24 protein-coding genes are annotated in these 19,024 nt (G+C 41.2%); 8 read left to right on the top strand and 16 right to left on the bottom strand.

Features of this window, described 5'->3' with window-relative positions; translation table 11 throughout:
* Nucleotides 1-20 precede the first annotated feature (20 nt).
* The 3 genes from AS29_RS16765 to AS29_RS16775 form a co-directional block, all read right to left on the bottom strand.
* Nucleotides 21-935: a polyprenyl synthetase family protein gene (locus AS29_RS16765; RefSeq protein ID WP_051860797.1), complete on the bottom strand. Its 915-nt coding sequence runs from the start codon at nt 933-935 to the stop codon at nt 21-23.
* A 211-nt stretch (nt 936-1,146) separates the two neighbouring features.
* The gene (gene degQ, locus AS29_RS16770; RefSeq protein WP_035411014.1) at nt 1,147-1,287 is read right to left on the bottom strand and encodes a degradation enzyme regulation protein DegQ; all 141 of its coding nucleotides are present in this window, start codon (nt 1,285-1,287) and stop codon (nt 1,147-1,149) included.
* 202 nt (nt 1,288-1,489) lie between these two features.
* Entirely contained in the window at nt 1,490-1,738 is a 249-nt protein-coding gene (locus tag AS29_RS16775) for a hypothetical protein (RefSeq protein ID WP_035411017.1), read from the bottom strand.
* Between the two features lie 499 nt (nt 1,739-2,237).
* On the opposite strand from AS29_RS16775, the gene AS29_RS16785 reads away from it, so the two are divergent.
* Nucleotides 2,238-2,921: a TerC family protein gene (locus AS29_RS16785; RefSeq protein ID WP_035411020.1), complete on the top strand. Its 684-nt coding sequence runs from the start codon at nt 2,238-2,240 to the stop codon at nt 2,919-2,921.
* A gap of 37 nt (nt 2,922-2,958) precedes the next feature.
* Here the strand turns inward: AS29_RS16785 and AS29_RS16790 are convergent, their stop codons facing one another.
* From AS29_RS16790 to AS29_RS16800, 3 genes are all read right to left on the bottom strand, one after another.
* The gene (locus AS29_RS16790; RefSeq protein WP_269449403.1) at nt 2,959-3,489 is read right to left on the bottom strand and encodes an NAD(P)H-dependent oxidoreductase; all 531 of its coding nucleotides are present in this window, start codon (nt 3,487-3,489) and stop codon (nt 2,959-2,961) included.
* A 76-nt stretch (nt 3,490-3,565) separates the two neighbouring features.
* Nucleotides 3,566-3,997: a MarR family winged helix-turn-helix transcriptional regulator gene (locus AS29_RS16795; RefSeq protein ID WP_035411023.1), complete on the bottom strand. Its 432-nt coding sequence runs from the start codon at nt 3,995-3,997 to the stop codon at nt 3,566-3,568.
* A gap of 270 nt (nt 3,998-4,267) precedes the next feature.
* Entirely contained in the window at nt 4,268-5,170 is a 903-nt protein-coding gene (locus tag AS29_RS16800) for an aldo/keto reductase (protein ID WP_035411026.1), read from the bottom strand.
* Between the two features lie 658 nt (nt 5,171-5,828).
* On the opposite strand from AS29_RS16800, the gene hpaB reads away from it, so the two are divergent.
* Nucleotides 5,829-7,274 (top strand): 4-hydroxyphenylacetate 3-monooxygenase, oxygenase component, encoded by a 1,446-nt coding sequence (gene hpaB / locus AS29_RS16805; protein WP_035411029.1) that lies wholly within the window; start codon nt 5,829-5,831, stop codon nt 7,272-7,274.
* 26 nt (nt 7,275-7,300) lie between these two features.
* Here hpaB and AS29_RS16810 read toward each other — a convergent pair whose 3' ends face one another.
* The 3 genes from AS29_RS16810 to AS29_RS16815 form a co-directional block, all read right to left on the bottom strand.
* Complete coding sequence (locus AS29_RS16810) at nt 7,301-7,537, bottom strand: YueH family protein (RefSeq protein WP_035411032.1); 237 nt, start codon at nt 7,535-7,537, stop codon at nt 7,301-7,303.
* A gap of 26 nt (nt 7,538-7,563) precedes the next feature.
* Nucleotides 7,564-7,728 (bottom strand): hypothetical protein, encoded by a 165-nt coding sequence (locus AS29_RS21440; RefSeq protein ID WP_156505967.1) that lies wholly within the window; start codon nt 7,726-7,728, stop codon nt 7,564-7,566.
* A gap of 86 nt (nt 7,729-7,814) precedes the next feature.
* The gene (locus AS29_RS16815; RefSeq protein ID WP_035411035.1) at nt 7,815-8,030 is read right to left on the bottom strand and encodes a spore germination protein; all 216 of its coding nucleotides are present in this window, start codon (nt 8,028-8,030) and stop codon (nt 7,815-7,817) included.
* Between the two features lie 111 nt (nt 8,031-8,141).
* Between AS29_RS16815 and AS29_RS16820 the strand changes: the two genes are divergently transcribed.
* From AS29_RS16820 to AS29_RS16835, 4 genes are read left to right on the top strand one after another with little or no spacing between them, the layout of a single operon-like run.
* Nucleotides 8,142-8,384: a spore germination protein gene (locus tag AS29_RS16820; protein ID WP_082883896.1), complete on the top strand. Its 243-nt coding sequence runs from the start codon at nt 8,142-8,144 to the stop codon at nt 8,382-8,384.
* 15 nt (nt 8,385-8,399) lie between these two features.
* Nucleotides 8,400-8,642 (top strand): spore germination protein, encoded by a 243-nt coding sequence (locus tag AS29_RS16825; protein WP_035411041.1) that lies wholly within the window; start codon nt 8,400-8,402, stop codon nt 8,640-8,642.
* 18 nt (nt 8,643-8,660) lie between these two features.
* Nucleotides 8,661-9,137, top strand: a complete 477-nt coding sequence (locus AS29_RS16830; protein ID WP_035411044.1) for an Hsp20/alpha crystallin family protein — start codon at nt 8,661-8,663, stop codon at nt 9,135-9,137.
* 44 nt (nt 9,138-9,181) lie between these two features.
* Nucleotides 9,182-9,649 (top strand): hypothetical protein, encoded by a 468-nt coding sequence (locus tag AS29_RS16835; RefSeq protein WP_035411047.1) that lies wholly within the window; start codon nt 9,182-9,184, stop codon nt 9,647-9,649.
* A gap of 19 nt (nt 9,650-9,668) precedes the next feature.
* On the opposite strand, the gene AS29_RS16840 is transcribed toward AS29_RS16835, so the two are convergent.
* From AS29_RS16840 to AS29_RS16870, 7 genes are all read right to left on the bottom strand, one after another.
* Nucleotides 9,669-10,793 (bottom strand): AI-2E family transporter, encoded by a 1,125-nt coding sequence (locus AS29_RS16840; protein WP_035411049.1) that lies wholly within the window; start codon nt 10,791-10,793, stop codon nt 9,669-9,671.
* Nucleotides 10,794-10,921: 128 nt separating this feature from the next.
* The gene (locus tag AS29_RS16845; protein ID WP_035411053.1) at nt 10,922-12,253 is read right to left on the bottom strand and encodes a hemolysin family protein; all 1,332 of its coding nucleotides are present in this window, start codon (nt 12,251-12,253) and stop codon (nt 10,922-10,924) included.
* A gap of 318 nt (nt 12,254-12,571) precedes the next feature.
* Nucleotides 12,572-12,796 (bottom strand): YuzF family protein, encoded by a 225-nt coding sequence (locus AS29_RS16850; protein WP_035411056.1) that lies wholly within the window; start codon nt 12,794-12,796, stop codon nt 12,572-12,574.
* Nucleotides 12,797-12,881: 85 nt separating this feature from the next.
* Nucleotides 12,882-13,412: an HD domain-containing protein gene (locus AS29_RS16855; protein WP_035411060.1), complete on the bottom strand. Its 531-nt coding sequence runs from the start codon at nt 13,410-13,412 to the stop codon at nt 12,882-12,884.
* 163 nt (nt 13,413-13,575) lie between these two features.
* A complete protein-coding gene (locus AS29_RS16860; RefSeq protein ID WP_035411063.1) occupies nt 13,576-14,886 on the bottom strand; it encodes a sensor histidine kinase in 1,311 nt (436 codons plus the stop codon).
* Nucleotides 14,876-15,550: a response regulator transcription factor gene (locus tag AS29_RS16865; RefSeq protein WP_035411066.1), complete on the bottom strand. Its 675-nt coding sequence runs from the start codon at nt 15,548-15,550 to the stop codon at nt 14,876-14,878. The genes AS29_RS16860 and AS29_RS16865 overlap by 11 nt, the downstream gene beginning before the upstream one ends.
* Before the next feature lie 221 nt (nt 15,551-15,771).
* Nucleotides 15,772-16,263: a hypothetical protein gene (locus AS29_RS16870; protein WP_035411069.1), complete on the bottom strand. Its 492-nt coding sequence runs from the start codon at nt 16,261-16,263 to the stop codon at nt 15,772-15,774.
* 190 nt (nt 16,264-16,453) lie between these two features.
* On the opposite strand from AS29_RS16870, the gene AS29_RS16875 reads away from it, so the two are divergent.
* Complete coding sequence (locus tag AS29_RS16875; protein ID WP_035411071.1) at nt 16,454-17,686, top strand: PucR family transcriptional regulator; 1,233 nt, start codon at nt 16,454-16,456, stop codon at nt 17,684-17,686.
* A 122-nt stretch (nt 17,687-17,808) separates the two neighbouring features.
* On the top strand, nt 17,809-18,939 hold the full coding sequence (gene ald, locus AS29_RS16880; RefSeq protein WP_035411074.1) for an alanine dehydrogenase: 1,131 nt from the start codon (nt 17,809-17,811) through the stop codon (nt 18,937-18,939).
* Nucleotides 18,940-19,024 lie beyond the last annotated feature (85 nt).

A 19,024-nucleotide genomic window follows, 5' to 3' on the forward strand; every position in this document is an offset into this window, starting at 1 on the left:
TTTTTCATCTCCTAAATGAATTATTTTATCAAATGAGATTTAATTATCTCAATCTGATCAGCTGGGAAAGGCAGCCTATTCAAGTTTGCTAAAGCTTTTTGGACGGCTATCTGTTTCATTACATTAAGATAATGAATAACTCCTGTTTTATGCAGTACCTCTTTATAAGCTTTCAGACTGCCAAATTGCTGTTCTATGGAGTTACCATTTTCAATAAACTGCAGTAGTTCCTTGGATGCATCATTAAATTCCCTTTTTATATATAAAAGTGCTAATGTATTTTTCTTAGCTGCTAAATCACTTTTATGTGTGTGAAATAAGTCTCTATAATCATTATCTATTTGAGCAGCAACACCAAATTGAGTCGCATACTCCTCAACTATCGGTTCAAAATGTTGTGTTGAGTACATAACACCTGTCATTGAAGCCATAGCAATCAATGATCCCGATTTCCTCTTGGTCATTTCCAGACAAGCTTCTTCTGTTGCTGCGTAAAAGGTCAAGTCTTCGTGCTGACCAATCATTGCGTTTATAGAGTAATTGTTAACGAGTGAAACAAGAGAACCGCTGCGGTCTGCTTCGGTTAACATTTGAAGACTGATTGTGTAAATTAGCGTTGAAAGGTTCAGAGCCTCTCCTGAAGGAATCTGCATCCACGGCTCTGTAAAATTATCCTGATCTTCCAAATCATCAAAAATATCAAATGAAAGCGCATAAAGTTCAACTGCGGCCGCAAGTTTATGCAAATCCTCAATGAACTGTTCAGTCCGCTTTTGCTCTACCGCAAATAACATCCCATGGATATAGGTCAACTTTCCAAAAAAAGCATGATCCTTGGTACCGATAAACGACAAAATTCGATCCCGGGCTGCGGTATTTTTCACTTTGGAGGTTACCGATTGCGCAGATGCCTTTATTACTGCGTCTAAGTTCAAGTGTAATTGGTCACTAATTGCAATCACCCCTTTAAAAGTAATATTACTATATATGCATTTTTTTTAATAGATAATTATAAAATATTTACATTAATATAAAGAGTTTCACATAATTTCAATAAAAAAAACAGCCTCCACTAAGGGGGCTGCTTTCTGTTTCATCTTATTATATGATCTGTATGCAAAGAAAAAAGCTCTTTATGTAAGAGCCTTAAGAAACCTTTACATATGCGTATTTGTCATACTTATCAATGCTTTTGTTAATGGATTGCAAGGATTGTTTGGTTTCACGAATTTCCTTTTCCAGCTGGTGAAGAATCTGTGTCAGTTCTTCAATCTTGTGTTGTGTCATCGCTTCCACACTCCTTCTTTTAGATCAGGCCGGCGTATGGGAAGCCACTAGCCCTTTGTTAACTTAATTGTATAGGAGTGTAGACCGTTTGTAACCGAAAATAAGGCGAAATTCTCAGTGCGTGATACCGCAAACCTTTCAATAGTCCATTGTGTTTATATTTAAGTAATTTTCAGTTAAGTTTATTATCCTATAAATCCAGTTATTTTGAGTCTGAATACTCATTATCTTCACTTTTTCTGGATAAATGGTCCTCAATTACCTTCTCCGCAAGTATTTCGGCTCTCGAACGAACTGCGGCTAATTCAGCAGGACCTTTGTATCTTACAATCAAATCTACAATATTGTTGTTTGAGCAAAGAAATTCTGCTTCGACCGCATGTCCTTCGTAATGGAATACAAAGATAAACACCAGCTTATTCTCCAATTCAAAGATTTTCGGCTCGAGCAAAACCTACCCCTCCCAAAATTTGTCTTATTAGAGGAATTCGCTTTCGTTTTCCGAAACCCTTCCTTTTTTATACAAAAAGGACAAATCTCATGTATTCCGGACATATAGTTTAAAGATATTGGATAGGAGGTGATTGTACTTGCCCGACCCGCCATTCAGTTCAAGTTACATTGAAATATTTCGCTTAAGCGCAAGAGAAGCTGCTTCACTTTTTGGCGATATGCAAAAAGTGCTTATAACGATATCTTCTTCCCCCCAATATGCATATCGGATAAGAAGGAGCGCAGAATCATCGAATAAAAAGGAAGTAATGAGGCTGATCCGCCAGTCCGGGTTAGTTTCACCATTTGATGTTACTTATACACCGGACGGAATTAACATTTTACTTTTAAAAACTCATGGCCATCTTGTCGCTTCCCTTAGATGGTAAGCCGCAATTAGCAAAATACGGACAGCATATTAAATCCGGATAGGCTAAAAATAAGGGTGAGGTGGTTACATGGAGATTTTCACTGCTGACTTTTTAGGTTCACTGCTATCCATTGTAGTCATTGACCTTGTACTCGCAGGAGATAATGCAATTTTGATTGGTCTGGCTGCAAGGAATTTGCCTGCTGGACAACGTAAAAAAGTAATATTATGGGGAACTTTAGGAGCAATAATCATAAGGGCAATAGCCACTTTTGCATTTGTATATCTGCTGAAAATACCAGGATTGCTTTTAGCAGGAGGGCTTATTCTATTATGGATTGCTTACCGTCTTCTTACTGATAACAAAGAGCATGATGTGAAAAGCGGAACAAGTATGATGTCCGCAATCCGCACCATCATTATTGCGGATGCTGTAATGGGACTCGATAATGTGCTTGCAGTTGCCGGAGCAGCACACGGCAGTATTTTGCTTGTCACACTCGGGCTTCTTATTTCCATTCCAATTGTTGTATGGGGAAGCACAATCATCCTGAAATTCATCGACCGATATCCTGTTATCATTGTGATCGGAGCAGCGATCCTAGCATGGACCGCAGCTAAAATGATTGTAAAGGAACCCTTTCTTAAACCTTATTTTAAGGAAGAATGGATTACTTATACATTTGAATTAGCAGCTGTCATTCTTGTTACAGGTATTGGATACCTTCGAAAAAAACATCAAAGCAGAAGAAAAGTCATTGAACAAAATTAAAACAAGGGCGCCATCAGGCAGCCCTTGTTTAGTTGAATTATAAGGATTTTACTGCATAGGATACATACTCTTCAGCAGCATCCTTTAATTGATCTTCTGTCAGCATTCTAACACCCTGTACCATAAATGGGGCCATATATTTCATCCCAGTGAGGTTAGCCATTGCATGGAGAGGCTTAAGAAGCTCTTCCATTTCAAAGTAATTGTATCCTTCGCGGTTATAAGCTTCTTTTGGGCCGCCAGTCGACAGCGCGGCTAAAAATTCCTTGCCATGCAATTTATCTCCGCCGCTTCCATATGCCCAGCCATAAGTCAAAACAGTATCCTGCCATTCTTTTAACAGAGCCGGAGTGCTGTACCAATAAAAAGGAAATTGGAATACAATGCGGTCATGGCTAAGCAGCAGCGCCTGTTCTTTTTCCACGTTAATTTTTCCGTCCGGATAAGCTTCGTATAAATAATGGACGGTTGCAGTTTCTTCTTTTTCCACCCGTTCAGCTAATGCTTTATTAACAACGGATTGCTCCATAGAAGGATGTGCAGCAATAATGAGAGTTGTTTTTTTCAATGGTTTTCCTCCAATAATCTAGATTCTAAAGAAAGTATACAGTTGTTTGTACATACAATCAACTGTTAAAAAATTTTTATTTTTGATTCAAAGTCTCATTTGCAAAGTGGATATCTTTTGTTATTTCTCTGGCTGTTTCTGGTCCAAGGATTTCCGCATACCGTTTATAAAGGTTTTTCCAGCATTGCCTAATTGTTTCCTGAATTTGTTCACCTTGATCTGTTAAATAAATTCTGACAAGCTTTCCTTCATTCTTCCTGACAACAAATTTTTTCAGCTCTAATTTATCAATAAACCGGGTGCTGGTTGATGGAGTTATATGAAGATTCTCGCTTAATTCCTTTTGAGTCAGTCCCGGCTTCTCATAGACGGTCATTAATAAAAAGGCGTAAGAGGGAGAAAGTCCTGTCGGGGCAAATTCCTCTTCTGCAAAACGATTCATTAATCTTGAAAGACGATTTGCTGAAAAATAAAGACATTTAACAAATAATTCTTGCGTGTCTGACATGAAAACACCCCGCGATAATAGTTGTATATACAATTTACTATGTTTCATCCGGCTCGTCAATTTTTCTGGACAAAAGCGCAAGTGCCTTGAAAGATGAAGTCCTGGCTTCCTGCCGCAGCGCAATACTTACCCGCATCCTGCAGGCTGATAAACTCATGACCTAAAAAATAGGGCTAGGATCTGGAGCAGGCCAAAGAATTACTCAGATAAAGCTTATCCACACATTTCCTGAGCACCAAAAAAACCGGTTAAATTAACCGGTTTTACTGTTTAAGGTACTTCGTGGCCCATGGATGCATGGAGAATGTCAAACCATTGCTGCCTGTCCAATTTTAAATCAAGTGCGTTTACTGCTGATTGAATGCGGTTTACCTTGCCTGATCCTACAATCGGCATGATTTTAGCAGGATGGGCGAGAAGCCAGGCGTAAAGAACTTCATCAATACCGCGGGCACCGATTTGTTCTCCAACTTGCTCAAGAACTGGATGCAGACGCTTCGCTTTCTCATCTTCTCCTTTAAAAATTTCCCCTCCTGCAAGAGGTGACCATGCCATTGGAGGAATTCTCATTTCCTGGCACAAGTCCATTGTTCCATCCTCAAAATTTTCAAGCTGATAAGCAGACAGCTCAATCTGATTTGTTACGAGTGGAAAATCAAGATAAGACTGAAGCATATGGAACTGGGAATGCTTGAAGTTCGATACTCCGAATTGGCGAACCTTTCCTTCTTCCTTCAGCTTCTTGAAGGCCTCGGCCACTTCTGCTGGATCCATAAATGGATCTGGGCGGTGAATTAATAGGACATCTATGTAATCTGTTTGAAGGTTTTTAAGAGACTGCTCTGCAGAAGCAACAATATAATCTTTGCTTGTATTATAGTGCTTCAACCGATTTTCAGGACGATTTTCTGAAACGAGCGCAATGCCTGCCTTGGTCACAATTTCCATTTTGTCTCTGAGTGACGGTTTCAGTGCCAAACCTTCTCCAAATAAAACATCACACGTATACGAACCATATATGTCAGCATGGTCAAAAGTGGTAATTCCAAGGTCCAGACATTGCTCGATTAGATTAAGCCGTTCTTCCTTACTCATATTCCAGTCTGCCATACGCCACAGGCCGTGAATAATGCGCGTAAATGATAAATCTTCTGCGATTTGTATGCGTTCCATTTATATCAAACTCCTCTCATGTGATATTGTACTTTAATTATGAACGCTTTCACAGCACTTTGCCTACAGCAGATCTTCAGAAGCTTCTATTCTTCCCGCCTGTTTAAGGAAAATGCTTAAACGAAAAACGGGGACAAGCCATTCAGACTGTATCGCAAAAAAGGGTGGATTAAGCCTGCATAAAATGCAATATAAGCTTCATCCACCCGTATAGAGCAATCCATAATGGCACGCTTAGAATTGTGGCCCAGAGCATTCCTTTAAAAAAGCTTCCATCCTGCATCTAAACGCCTCCTTTTTACGCCATTCAGTTTTGCCGTTTCCCTCCCCCTCTAAACACATTTAAAATTTATTTTCATTCCTTTAGACTCGACCGGTCTGCCCGCGGTACTTTGCAGAATCGAGAATAAATCCTTTGGGACACGGGGTTAGCCAGTTTACTTGGTATGAGAATGCCATAGCTCTGGAATCCCCACTTCAAATTCCTATAAGAAAATGAAGGGGCGGGTAGTTCAATTTGTATTCCTATTTTAATGTTTCATGATAGATTTTTGAGAAAAACACCTAATTTAAAGGGCTCACGTTCCATTATATAAAGCATATAGTGAAAAAGGATTCGTTATTCTGTTCGAACAAACATCTGTCGGGAGTGAAAACATTGCCGGTCATTTCAGGAAAACAATTCATCGATCGGTTAAACCAGCTGCACCCTGCTATTTGGTATAAAGGCAAGAAAATTGAAGGACCAATTTCAGAGCATCCAGCATATAAGGGGGCCATCCAGACCAAAGCCTCGCTTTATGATCTACAGCGTGACAGTGAGAAGGCTGACAGAATGACCTTTTTATGCCCTGATACGAACGATCGGGCAGGGATGTCTTTTTTACGGCCGCAAACGCGAGAAGATCTAGAGAAAAGGCGCATAATGATGACGGAATGGGCACGCAAAACCCATGGCATGATGGGCAGGACACCTGATTATATGAACACCGCATTGATGGCTCTAGCAGCATCTTCTCCCATTCTTAAGGATCAAGATGAGGAATTCGCCAAAAATCTTATGCGGCATTATCAACGAGCAAAAAAAGAAGATTTGTCCTTCACTCATAGCTTTATTAATCCTCAATCAAACCGTTCATCTACTTATTATGATTCTGAACATCATCCTGTCGCTGCAAAGGTAGTGAAAAAAACCTCCGATGGCCTTGTTATTAAAGGGGCACGCCTTCTCGCAACTGAAGGAGGAATGACTGACGAAGTTCTGGTCTTCCCGTCAGGAGGCGGAGTTCAGACAAAGGAATTTGCCTTTTCGTTCTCCATCCCGAGCAATACAAAAGGATTGTCGTTTTTATGCAGAGAGTCCTTTGCACAAGGAGAATCATCCTTTAATTATCCCTTATCCTCCCGTTTTGAGGAAATGGACACCGTCATCATTTTTGATAATGTCCTTGTCCCTTGGGACCGGGTATTTTTTTATCACCGTCCCGACCTCGCTGTCCGAATGTTTAATGAAAGCTGCTTTGCTTCCCAGGCTCTTCATCAGGTGGTGAACCGGCAGCTTGTTAAACTGGAGTTTCTGCTTGGCCTTGCCCAGCTTCTAGTTTCCACACTTAATGTGAGCGAATATCAGCATATTCAGGAAAAAATCTCTGAATTAATCATTGGAACAGAGGTAATTAGCGCCCTTCACTACAAATCAGAGAAAACGGCTTCAATTGACCGCTGGGGGACGATGTGCCCGAATCTTCAGCCCCTTTACTCTGCTATCATTTTTCATTCCAAGCTCTATCCGCGGTACATTGAGATCCTCCAGCTTATTGGCGCCGGCGGCTTCATGACGATTGCTTCCGAGGAAGATTTCGAATCAGAAATAGGTGAAAAAGCAGAGCATTATTTACAAGGTGCCGCCATCGACGGAAAAATAAAAACGGCCCTGTTCCGCCTTGCCTGGGATGTAACAATGAGCTCTTTTGGAGGAAGACAGACTCAATATGAGCGTTTCTTTTTCGGCGACCCAGTAAGGCTCTCTTCCAACCTGTATAAATTCTACCCACGCCAGCACATGATCGACGAAGTGTTAGACTTTCTTAACTATACCAATTAAAATAGGCGCCCAAAGAGCGCCTATTTTTACATTTCAGTAATCCAGTGCCTGATTTTCCCGGCAAGAAGTTTCGCTTCCTCCTCATCCGTCACTTTGATCAGGGATTTTAAGAGCTTCTCATCAACTTCTTGAAAAGCTTCCTCATATTTCACTATTATAGACCAGTATTTCTCAGGTATGGCTATGAGACTAAATTCTTCCTTCTTGTTTTCATAGATAAAGACCTTATCTGTATTAGGCAGATGCGCTCTTCTAATTTTCATTTCTGAATCCTTCCCAGTAAGGCTGATCACTTTATTATTTCTATATTGATCGGCTTCAACGTTTCAGCTGCCTGAAGAACCTTGAGCGTATCCTGATTCTTTTCAGGAGATTTTCTTTCTGAATGAAGCACTTCATTCACCTTGCTTTGAGACACACCGGCAAGCTTTGCGATGCATGCTGTTTCATTCATATTAAATCACCTCTACTTAAATCGTACATAAAGTTCACAAAGGAATCAATGTTTTTGATGAATCTTAACATACTTGAAAAATGCAATTATGCATTTAGCGCATCCGTCTGATCGATAACATCCGCATCATAATCATTCGTTACGTTTCTGTGGTTTACAAGCTGGTTCCCATCTCCATTGGAAAGAGCTCCTGCACCAACAGCTGACTTCAGCACACTTTTAGGAGAAATGGTAAACGTATCTCCCACCTTAAAAACACCTGAAACACTCTCTACTTCCATCGGGCCTACAAATGCCGGCATATCCTCACCTCTTTTTTATTCAGCCTATGCTTTTTGGCATTAAACGGTTCAAACGAACAATTGGGCTTAAGCGGGCATACACTGTAAAAGCGAATGGAGGAAGGTGACATTGTGCCGACTACGATTAATCTGTTCAACCTAAAAATTCACAGCATCTCATGCAACGGTTCCGTAAATATAGGCGAAACTGTGCATAACAGTCATACTGCCAGTTCTAAATCGACAGGATCGAATTCTTCCTTCGGCGATTTTTCACCTGCTGACTCCCTTATGGAAAATATATATATCGATCCGGATCAAAATGATCAATCCAACATTGCCAATCTTGATGAATTTATCGCCAGTCAGTCATAAGGAGGAATGGCATTTATGCCTTATCAGATCAACATATTTAACATAAAAGTAAATGGCGTAGCCCAAAACGGAAATATCGACTTCGGAAACGTTACCCAAAACAGCCATACAGCCAATGCAAAGTCCGTGGGTGCAAGTTTTACAGTCGGAGACTTATCTCCTAACTGCTCCATAATGGGAAATGCCAATGCCGATCCTGACGTTAGTGACCAGGATCAAATTGCGAACCCGTCACTTCCAGTCACTACTCAAATTTGATTAGCAGGAGGGTGACCCTTGGATAAAGAAAAAATTCAGAAATGGATGGAACTTACCGAAAAATGCCAGAAAAATGATTTTTGGAAATCTATTTTTGATGGAGAAGAAGCCGGGAACCCTGGATCATCTACATCTTCATCCCGGGGAGATGCAGGGTTTCCCAAATATGATCTTTACTCGCACAATGGCATTCTTGCCGTCTTAATAGAGATCCCCGGTTTCAGAAAAGAAGATTTTACGGTTACTCTTGATTCCACTAAAACGAAAATTCTCTTCAAAGGAGATCTTCGTCCGCCTTATTCCTTTCAATATAGAGTTTCTTCCGAACGAAGCTACGGAGAAACTGAACGGGTCATTTCACTTCCCTATCCTGTAGATAAAGAGTCAATCCAAAGCCAATATGCCAATGGGATTTTAGAACTCACCTTTAAAAAGGCTGACGAAGAAGATGCCGTCTCAATAAACTTTGCAGAAAGTCATAATGACGGGCAGTAATTCCATATAATACATTACCTTGCAAACATGTGTGGGATCAGTCCATGTTATTCAGAAAAAAGAAGAAAGAAGCGGAAACACAAGCCATCCAGCAAAAGCTTGCTAAGCTTGAGAAATCCATTCAAAACTTGTCAGCGGCTCTTTCTCAGCTCGACAGCCGTCCAGAGCCTAAGTCATCAAGTGCTGATTCGATCATGATCCGAAAAACACAGGCAGAGCTTGGACACACCTTATCTATGCTGCAGAATGAACTTTCTTTTATTAAAAATCATTTGCTTGCAGCAGGAAATTCTGAAAACCCGTCGGAAAAAACCGGTCAAATCCCCGTTGTTTATATTCAAAATCTTCATGTTGAGCACGTGGACATGAAAGAGGTGGATTTAAGCAACAACCTGGGCCAATTAGGAATAAAAGAATTGCCCGGACAGCTTAATATTGGAACGGTATACGGAAAAAGCAAACCAGCAGAAAAAAAGAATCCGAAAGTATATATTCAGCCAAAAAAAGACTGACTCATTGAGCCAGTCTTTTTTACAATTTCGGATTTTTCAAATCGTTTGCCCTTTTTTCAGCCTGATATCTCATTCTAAGACGAATCAATCTCGTTAAATTTAAAACCGTTGCTTTCAAAACCGCATATGTGGGAACCGCAAGAATCATGCCGATGATTCCGCCGAAGCTTCCTGCTCCAATCAGCAGGAGGATAATGGTCAGCGGATGTGTATTGATTCTTTTTCCAATAATCAGCGGAGATAAAAGATTCCCGTCAATTTGCTGAACGACTAATACGACCAGTCCGGCAAGCAAACCTTTAGTCGGAGAATCCAGAAGGCCGATAACCACTGCTGGCGTAGCCCCGAGAAATGGTCCAAGATACGGTATGATATTAGAAATAGAAACGACGATTCCAAGGATCAAAGCGTAATCCAAGCCAATTATTGAGAACCCGATAAAACATCCTGTTCCTACAAAAATTGAAACAAGCAGCTGTCCCTGGATGTAGGCTGCAAGGGTGTCGTACAAGTCATGGAAGATTTTGATTCCTTCATGACGGTATGTATTCGGCAAGACTCTAACCGCCTGCACTGGAAATTTATGCCCGTCTTTCAGCATAAAGAACAAAATAAAAGGCACCGTTACAATCGCTAAAGTAATATTCGTTACGACCCCAAGAACAGCCGTGATGCTGGCAGTCAGATTTTGAGGCAGCTGAGAGGCAAAATTAGTGAGAGACTGTTCAATCTTTTCAATCGAAACATAATCCTGAGTCATGATCCATTTAAACCAAGTAGATTGAGAAAGATTTTGAATAAACTGCGTCAGTTCCGTTACATAGTCCGGAAAACTATTAAAAAGATCCGTTACCTGCTGTGACAGCAGCGGTCCTGCAATTGCACCAAGCATGACAATCAGGCCTATAAAAATCAAGTAGATAATTAATATAGCCAAGGTTCTCGGCACACGGTTCTTTTCTAAAAATCGGACGATTGGGCTAAAAATAAAGAACAAGACACCCGCAATAAGCATTGGAAAGAAGAGGGTAGTTGTGAATGATACCAGCGGTGAAAATATAAACGAGACTTTGGTACATACGAAGATGATCAAAAGGATCAGCAATATTTCAAGCGTCCAAAAATGCACTTTAGACTTCAGCAACGGGCACCTGCCTCCTAAACCAGTTTATTCTTTTATCTTCAAGCTACTATCCATACATCTCTATGTCAATGCTAATCAATTAAAATCGAAAAATAAAGCGCGCGGATTGGAAGTCCAGCGCGCTTTACTTATTGTATATTTGCAGCCTTTTCTTTTTCAGACTGCAGTTTCAGTACTTCCACTGAGCGGATCAAGTGCCCTTCCATTTCACGGACGGTAAACTCATAGCCCTCATGAAAGACCGTCTGCCCCTCTTTAATGTCAATATTTTTTGTGAGCATCCATCCTCCTACTGTATCAATATCCTCTTCTTCAATTTGCAGATGAAGAAGATTGTTTACTTGATGCAGAAGGACCTTTCCATCAAAAATATAGTGATGTTCAGACTTTCTCTGGACCTCGGGAACTTCATCCTGGTCAAACTCATCCCTAATTTCCCCTACAATTTCTTCAATAATGTCTTCAACTGTTACGAGTCCTGCTGTCCCGCCATACTCATCCACCAAAATAGCCAGATGGACGCGCTCTTTTTGCATTTTAATCAGCAGATCCTGAATCGGAGTGGTTTCAATCACTTCAATAACCGGCCTGATATATTTTTCCATTTCCATATTTTCGCGACCATCATGAATGTTCGTAAATAAATCAGTGAAAATTTCTTTACTGTTGACCATACCTAAAATGTGGTCTTTGTCACCATTCACAACCGGGTAGCGGGTATATTTCTCTTCACTCATCAGCTCAAGGTTCTCCTGAAATGTATCCTCAGAGTCCAATGCAGCAATCTCCGTTCTCGGCACCATAATCTCTTTTGCAACACGATCATCAAACTCAAAAATTCTGTTGACATATTTATATTCAGATTGATTAATTTCTCCGCTTTCATAGCTTTCCGACAAAATGATCCTCAGCTCTTCCTCCGAATGAGCAAGCTCGTTCTCAGATGCAGGCTTAATCCCAAAAAGACCTGTAATAAACCGAGCTGAAGAGTTAAGTGCCCAAATAAAAGGAAAAGCAATTTTGTAAAACATAATCAGCGGTCTGGCGAACGCAAGGGCTACGGCTTCGGTCTTTTGAATCGCGACCGTTTTAGGCGCAAGCTCTCCGACAACCACATGAAAAAAAGTAATGATAGCAAAAGCAATCGCCACTGTTACCACATGTGAAAGCGACTCTCCTATTGGCAGCATTTTAAATAAAGGCTGAAGCAAATGGGCTACGGTCGGTTCTCCAAGCCACCCCAAGCCAAGTGCGGTCACTGTAATACCCAGCTGGCACGCTGATAAATATTCATCAAGACTTGATGTGACCCGTTTGGCAGCAATCGCGTTTTTATTTCCTTCTGCAATAAGCTGATCAAGCCGCGAACTCCTGATTTTTACAATGGCAAATTCCGATGTTACGAAAAATGCGGTTAACGCAATAAGTATGGCGACAAGCACAAGGTTCACTATATCCAAAATTCCCTTATCCGTAACTGGATAAGGAGTCACCTCCCAATGGTTCAAGTTATCTGTTTATTGTTTATGGCCTTATATGATCAAGCTTCATTCATTCCATCTATATCTATACCCTAAATTCATTTGCCGCTCACCTGTATTTAAATTCCATTGCTATTCCGGGTAAAAACGGAATTTCAGCCGAAAGTCGCGGCTTTCCAGCCAAACTCTTTTTTCCAGCCAATCTTGCTCTCTTTCCAGCCGATTTCTTCTGTTTATCAGCCGGAAAAGCAAAAAATAAAAAGCCGGGTTCGCAGCTGAACCGGCTTCTTGGGACATCTAATCGTTATCTGGCATAATGGATACAATTTGCTGAATACGAATAAAGAACACAGAGTCTCCGTTTGCCTTTAATACAATATGATCAGGCTTCACATCAGTAAGGTTCCCCCGTACTGTATCCCTGGTCGTTTGAATAACAAGATCCTTCCCAATAACCGTCTGAAGCGTTTGATATACATATGGATCAATGATCGTAATCATTTGAGGAGCTTGGTTCTGCATGGCATTCATCTCCTTAAAGCAATCTTCATACTTTTAACGTATGAAGGATGCAGCGGAGATATCACCACTTCTAGGATTCTTCGAGCTATACCGTTCTTTTTAAGGGACGTTTCCTCTGTTCTATAAGCTGATCCAGTTCTTGTATCTTTTTTCTTGCTGTCTGTTCGGAAATTCTCCTGTAGTGATGTTTGCCATCCGGTTCCTCATCCATTTCATCTGCCAGCTTCACCACTTTTTGAAGAGGATTCTGTGATAAGCTTCCGTCAGGCAGGTAGGAATCCGTATGGAGCAGAATAGCGAGCGCAATTTCTTTCGCCGCTTGACGGTCCTCTCCAAGACGAACCAGCAGCTTGTGAGCACGCTCTGCTCCTTTAATGGCATGAATGTCATTCTTTTTATATTGTTCAAAGTCCCATTCCCCGTCTGTATACCACTCATAATGTCCAATGTCATGAAGCAGGGCTGCTTTCACTGCCAAATCCGGATCAACTCCTTCCTTTACAGAAAGTCTATACGCATGAAAAGCAACGGAAACAGCATGGGCAATTCCTGAACGCTGCAAATATTTCTGTGCAATCGGATGGTCAAAAATCTGTATGAGCGTAACGTTCCTCATCTGTGAACCCTCCTTATCCTAAATAATTTTTCTTATCAAATTATCACAGTTGAAGGACAATATCAAATGAAACGTTATATTGTATGACATCTCTTGAATAGTTGTCCATTGAAATGGCTGTTTTGCCGAAAAAATACCGTCCTTCATCAAGAAGAACGGCATTTTATCGCGGAAAAAAAACCTGAAAGGCGACGCCTTCGTTTTCGTTCTCCACTGTAATAGAAGCATGGTGAAGATCGGCAATCCGTTTAATGATGGCAAGCCCAAGTCCGAAATTGCCCTTTTCTCCTTTTACAAATGGCTGAAACAAATTGGAAAGAAGCTTTTCGCTTACCGGCTCACCATCATTGAAGCAGCGGAGCAGAATCGAATCTCCACGCTGTTTCACAGACAGATCCACTGTACTTTTAGCATATTTCAGTGCGTTTTCGAGAAGGTTTTCCAGAAGTACCCTCACCTGTTCCTCACTGCCATAAATTTCAGATGGCTCCAAATCTGAACGGATCTTTACCATAGGATTGGCGGCACTGAATCTCACAATAACATCCTCTGCCGTTTCATTGATATAAACAGGTTTTTTCTCAAGCTTTAGCTGAGAAAGATAATCGAGCTTTGTTAAATAAAGCAGATCTTTGATTTTCTTCTCAAGCAGCAGCGCTTCTTTTTCAATGATATCAGCTGATCCCTCAAGCGATCCTGTAGGATGGATTCCATCTTTCATTGCTTCTGAGTAGCTTCTAATCACCATAATCGGAGTTTTCAAATCATGGGAAACATTTTGAAGCATCGTTTGCTGAAATTCGTCCTGTTTTTTGAGCTGCTTCCTCATATCATCAATCGAGACGGCAAGCTTCCCGATTTCATCCTTCCGGTCTAATAGAAGGGATTCGCCAAGCTTTCGCTGGGAAATCTTGTTTACATGAGCCGTGATCAAATCGAGCGGTTTAACTAGCCATTTTGAAAAGATAAAAGCAAGGACTATGCCTCCTACAATGATTAAGGCAAAAATAAAGAAGATTCGTGTTAATAACGTTTGTATAAGTTCATTTCGATACTTGTCCCATAGGAAGGACACGAGGTATCCTTTGTTTCCTTCTCTGTCATAGCCTTTTCTAATGACATAGAGCATTTCACTTTTACCGAAGGATAAATTATAGCGTTTCATATTTTCTTTTTGCTGCTGGCCTTGAGCTAAAAACAACCGCAAATATTGCTCACCCTCATAACGGCCATTTTCATAGATAAAGATATGCTTGACTGACCGGATTTGCTGATCTGCCGAAGAATTCTCCGGATCCGTATAATTCAGATTAGGATAGGATGGCTGCTGCGCCTCTTCAATTGTGCGAAAAAGTTCATTTGTAAAAAACGTCTTTAGTGTTGAAGGAATAACAAGAAAAAAGACAATCGCCATTACCACGATTAAACCTGTGAAAAGCGTGGCGATTTGAACAAATAACGGTTTATTTCTCAAGATACTTTACCGTCCGGTATCCATATCCGTAAATGGTCTCAACATGCAGCTTCGGACATTTTTTTCTAACTCTTCGGACTAAGTCATCCACTACCCGGTCCGAGCCAAAATAATTGTCCCCCCAAACATAGGTTAGGATCTGCTCACGGCTCAGAGCGCTTCCAACGTGCTTGACAAGATAGACAAATAAATCAAATTCCTTTGACGTCAGCTGAATCACTTCATTGTTTTCAGAAATGGTCCGCTCTCTTTCTTTAATGATATAAGGACCATAAATCAGGCTTGGCTCCTCATGCTTTTCATATGTGCGCTTCATAATTTTTTTCGCACGGATGATCAGTTCCTTCGGCAAAAATGGTTTGGCAAGATAGTCATCTCCGCCAAGCTCCAGACCAATTATCCGGTCGAGGTCTTCGTCCCGGGCACTAATAAATATGACAGGAGTATCTTCGTTCATTTTTTTAATTTCTTTTATAACGTCATATCCATCTATGTCCGGCAGCATAATATCGAGAATCCATAAATGGGGCTGTTCATGAATGCTTCTAATCGCATCCATTCCATTATGAAAGCTCTTAACCTCCCAATTTTCCTGTTTCAAATATGTGGTTAATACGGTATTTAAATGATTTTCATCTTCTACTAAATAGACGGTATAAGACATTTCATCCCCTCCATAAGCTTGGCATTCAGTGAATAACGGCAATCAGCAGCTCTGATCCACCATAAAAGGGGAGCAAGCTTGCTCCCTCTTATTCCTTTTCATTATTGTACCTTTTCACTTAAACGACTTTCCAGTTTTTCATGCAGTCCAGTTCCATTTTGATCATAATGCAAAATTGACGCAGAAATATGATAGAACTGTGGAGAATTTTTGAATGAACCCTATTTCAGCCGTTTTTCCAGTTCCTTATTTCGGTTTTGCACCCGTTTAAGAATACTGTTCAAAGATTCTTTAATACTTGCTTCATCTTTCACTTTTAAAGCATGCTTAAGATCCTGCAGAGCCCTCTTCCTGTCAGGATGGTGATGCCCGTTGTGCTTGCTATCCCGCCACTCTCTTGCATTTTTCCGGATGACTTCCTCCGGCAATTTTTGTTCCTTCCACCGCTTTCTTAAACCGGCAAGCTCATTCCTGTCTTTTTCATAATTCTGATGCAGCTTCTCCTTAAGCTCTTTTCTTCTTTGCAGTGCAGTTTCCCATTCACGCGTCTTTTCAGGGGTATAGGTTTTCACCAGACGTAAAAGCTCCTGTTTCCTATCCATTTTGAAATGCTTAGAGTGATTTGGAACTGGCTGTTTTTCAGAAGCAGCAAAAGCCAAATTTGGTGCAGACACCATAATGACCAAACCAGCAAGCAGCAACAATAATTTCATCTTCGATCATCCTTCCTTAATGAGAATTCAGGTTTAGGATAACCAGAATTTCCTGGGAAATTATGTTGAATTGTGTAATATGAGGTTCCTGCATCATTATTTTGGATTTATCCTCCTCCCCTCTTTTTGTTGATTTTTACAAAGGAGATGCGCATACTTTTCTATAGAAGAATGATCAGGAGTGACTAATATGACCGACCGCTATAATCAGCCTTTCATCTACCAGTTTGACCGACTTGAGGATATTGCCGACAAAATCAGTGAAGTCCTGTCTCTTCCTATTACAATAGAGGATGTAAATCATCGGCTTCTTGCCTACAGTACTCATGACGATTGTACAGATCCGGCAAGAATTTCTACTATTATAGGCCGCCGGGTGCCTGAGAAAGTAATTAACAGCTTATGGAAGGACGGGACGATCCCTAAGCTGATGAACACAAAAGAACCGATCCGTGTAAATCAAATCGAGGAGGTAGGTCTCGGCAGCCGTGTCGCCATCTCTATTTGGAAAAATGAAGAGGTCCTTGGATTCGTCTGGGCACTTGAAATTGAGAAAAAGTTATCGCCTTCAGAGCTTCAATTATTAAAAGAAGCGACTGAGGCCATTAAAAATAAACTTCTAAATCTCCATGCCAATAAAACCAAAAGACAGGAACGAAGCCAGGAAATGTTCTGGAGGCTGCTAACCGGAAATGTTCAGTCCATCCACGAAATTCAGCAGGGCTTCGGACAGCTGAATGTGAAGTATCCACAAATGTTTTCTGTCATCCTTTTTACGTTCGGCCCGGAAATTTCCCAAAGTGCTGAGAAGCAAATTGATTATCTGCTTAAAACAACACAGCAGGTTCACGTATTGTTATCTACAACTGACTATAACCAGCTGATCATTTTGGCAGAGCCCCGCGGTGAGCAGGCTTTAACAGAGATTAAGGATTTCTGCGCCTCAACTGTAAAGCAGCTGGATGAAAGATTTGGACTCCGGGGTGTTGAAGCTTGCATTGGAGGAGTCTACGGTGAAACGCTTAAAGTTGAACAAAGTTATCGCGAGGCACTTGCCGTTTCAAAAATAAAACAGCGTTTTCCTGAAGAAACCATGTCTTTAACAAGTTTTTCAGAGCTCGGGATCTACCAGTACCTTGATGTGCTTTACGAAAAGCGCAAGCTGGAGGGCTTTGAAAATTACTCTTTGCAGAAGCTTAAGGAATACGATGCTGATCACAAATCCAATTTAACTGAGACGCTTGAGGTTTACTTAGAGGCCGACAGCTCTGTGCATGCTGCCGCCAAACAGCTGAATGTTCATGTAAATACACTTAGCTACAGACTGAAGCGCATCACTCAAATAGCAGAGATTGACTTAACGAATCCAAATGAGAAAATGACCATTTATTTGGATATGAAGCTGGATCGAATGTCTTTGTGAAATTTCACAAAATCATGGAAGCCCTTTCTCTTTTTTAAACAAACAAAAAATAGGAAGAAGCTATTATACTAAACCTATAACTTATACCAAACCAATACCTGACCTTATAGGAGGACGGATTTATGATTATAGGTGTACCTAAAGAAATTAAAAACAACGAAAACCGCGTTGCGCTGACTCCAGGAGGAGCAGCACAGTTTACAGCAGCCGGGCATCGTGTTCTTGTAGAAAAAGAAGCTGGCTTAGGAAGCGGCTTTACAAATGAAGCTTATTTGGAAGCAGGCGCAGAGATAATTGAGATGGCCGCTGATGTATGGGCTCAATCCGATATGATTATGAAAGTAAAAGAGCCTTTGCAGCCAGAGTACGGATTTTTCCGCGAGGGTCTGATTCTTTTCACTTACCTTCACCTTGCAGCTGAACCGGAACTTGCTCTTGCTCTAAAACAATCCGGTGTAATCTCGATTGCCTATGAAACTGTTTCAGCAGGACGCACCCTTCCATTGCTAACACCGATGAGTGAAGTGGCAGGACGCATGTCCGCTCAAATCGGTGCCCAATTCCTCGAGAAGCCTAAAGGCGGAAAAGGGATTCTGCTTGCAGGAGTTCCCGGAGTGAGCCGCGGTAAAGTTACAATCATTGGCGGCGGAGTAGTCGGAACAAACGCTGCCAAAATGGCAATCGGTCTTGGAGCGGATGTAACCATTATCGATTTAAGTGCTGACCGTCTGCGTGAATTGGACGATATTTTCGGCACTCAGATCAAAACACTTATGTCAAATCCAATCAACATCGCACAAGCAGTCGCTGAATCCGACTTGCTTATCTGCGCGGTTCTAATTCCTGGCGCAAAAGCACCGACTCTTGTAACCGAGGAAATGGTAAAAAGCATGCAGCCTGGTTCTGTCATCGTTGACGTTGCGATTGACCAGGGTGGAATTGTTGAAACTGTTGACCACATCACTACTCATGACCAGCCAACTTATGAAAAGCACGGCGTCGTTCATTATGCTGTTGCCAACATGCCTGGTGCCGTGCCGAGAACATCTACAATGGCCCTAACTAACGTGACCGTACCTTACGCATTGCAAATTGCCAATAAAGGTGTGTATAAAGCGATCGCAGAAAATATCGCCCTTAAAGCTGGCCTTAACACTGCTAATGGGGAGATTACGTACGCAGCTGTTGCTCGTGATCTCGGCTTCACATATGTACCTGCGGAAGTTGCATTGGATAAAGAATTGACTGTATAACCTCTGTTGAAAAGGAAGATGCGCTGAGCATCTTCCTTTTTTATAGTCAAAAGATGCGCTACGCTAGCCGAGGGAGGCGATTTCA

It is taken from the genome of Bacillus sp. SJS (assembly GCF_000732485.2).
GTDB classification, from domain to species: Bacteria; Bacillota; Bacilli; order Bacillales; family Bacillaceae; genus Metabacillus_B; species Metabacillus_B sediminis.

Bases quoted from the DNA above. Each gene is read 5' to 3' on its own strand.
- AS29_RS16825 (WP_035411041.1), top strand. From the start codon at position 8,400: ATGCCTTATCAGATCAACATATTTAACATAAAAGTAAATGGCGTAGCC.
- AS29_RS16865 (WP_035411066.1), bottom strand. From the start codon at position 15,550: ATGTCTTATACCGTCTATTTAGTAGAAGATGAAAATCATTTAAATACC.
- AS29_RS16785 (WP_035411020.1), top strand. From the start codon at position 2,238: ATGGAGATTTTCACTGCTGACTTTTTAGGTTCACTGCTATCCATTGTA.
- AS29_RS16870 (WP_035411069.1), bottom strand. From the start codon at position 16,263: ATGAAATTATTGTTGCTGCTTGCTGGTTTGGTCATTATGGTGTCTGCA.
- AS29_RS16835 (WP_035411047.1), top strand. From the start codon at position 9,182: ATGTTATTCAGAAAAAAGAAGAAAGAAGCGGAAACACAAGCCATCCAG.
- AS29_RS21440 (WP_156505967.1), bottom strand. From the start codon at position 7,728: ATGAATGAAACAGCATGCATCGCAAAGCTTGCCGGTGTGTCTCAAAGC.
- AS29_RS16850 (WP_035411056.1), bottom strand. From the start codon at position 12,796: ATGCAGAACCAAGCTCCTCAAATGATTACGATCATTGATCCATATGTA.
- degQ (WP_035411014.1), bottom strand. From the start codon at position 1,287: ATGACACAACACAAGATTGAAGAACTGACACAGATTCTTCACCAGCTG.
- AS29_RS16855 (WP_035411060.1), bottom strand. From the start codon at position 13,412: ATGAGGAACGTTACGCTCATACAGATTTTTGACCATCCGATTGCACAG.
- AS29_RS16810 (WP_035411032.1), bottom strand. From the start codon at position 7,537: ATGAAAATTAGAAGAGCGCATCTGCCTAATACAGATAAGGTCTTTATC.
- AS29_RS16875 (WP_035411071.1), top strand. From the start codon at position 16,454: ATGACCGACCGCTATAATCAGCCTTTCATCTACCAGTTTGACCGACTT.
- ald (WP_035411074.1), top strand. From the start codon at position 17,809: ATGATTATAGGTGTACCTAAAGAAATTAAAAACAACGAAAACCGCGTT.
- AS29_RS16800 (WP_035411026.1), bottom strand. From the start codon at position 5,170: ATGGAACGCATACAAATCGCAGAAGATTTATCATTTACGCGCATTATT.
- AS29_RS16795 (WP_035411023.1), bottom strand. From the start codon at position 3,997: ATGTCAGACACGCAAGAATTATTTGTTAAATGTCTTTATTTTTCAGCA.
- AS29_RS16815 (WP_035411035.1), bottom strand. From the start codon at position 8,030: ATGCCGGCATTTGTAGGCCCGATGGAAGTAGAGAGTGTTTCAGGTGTT.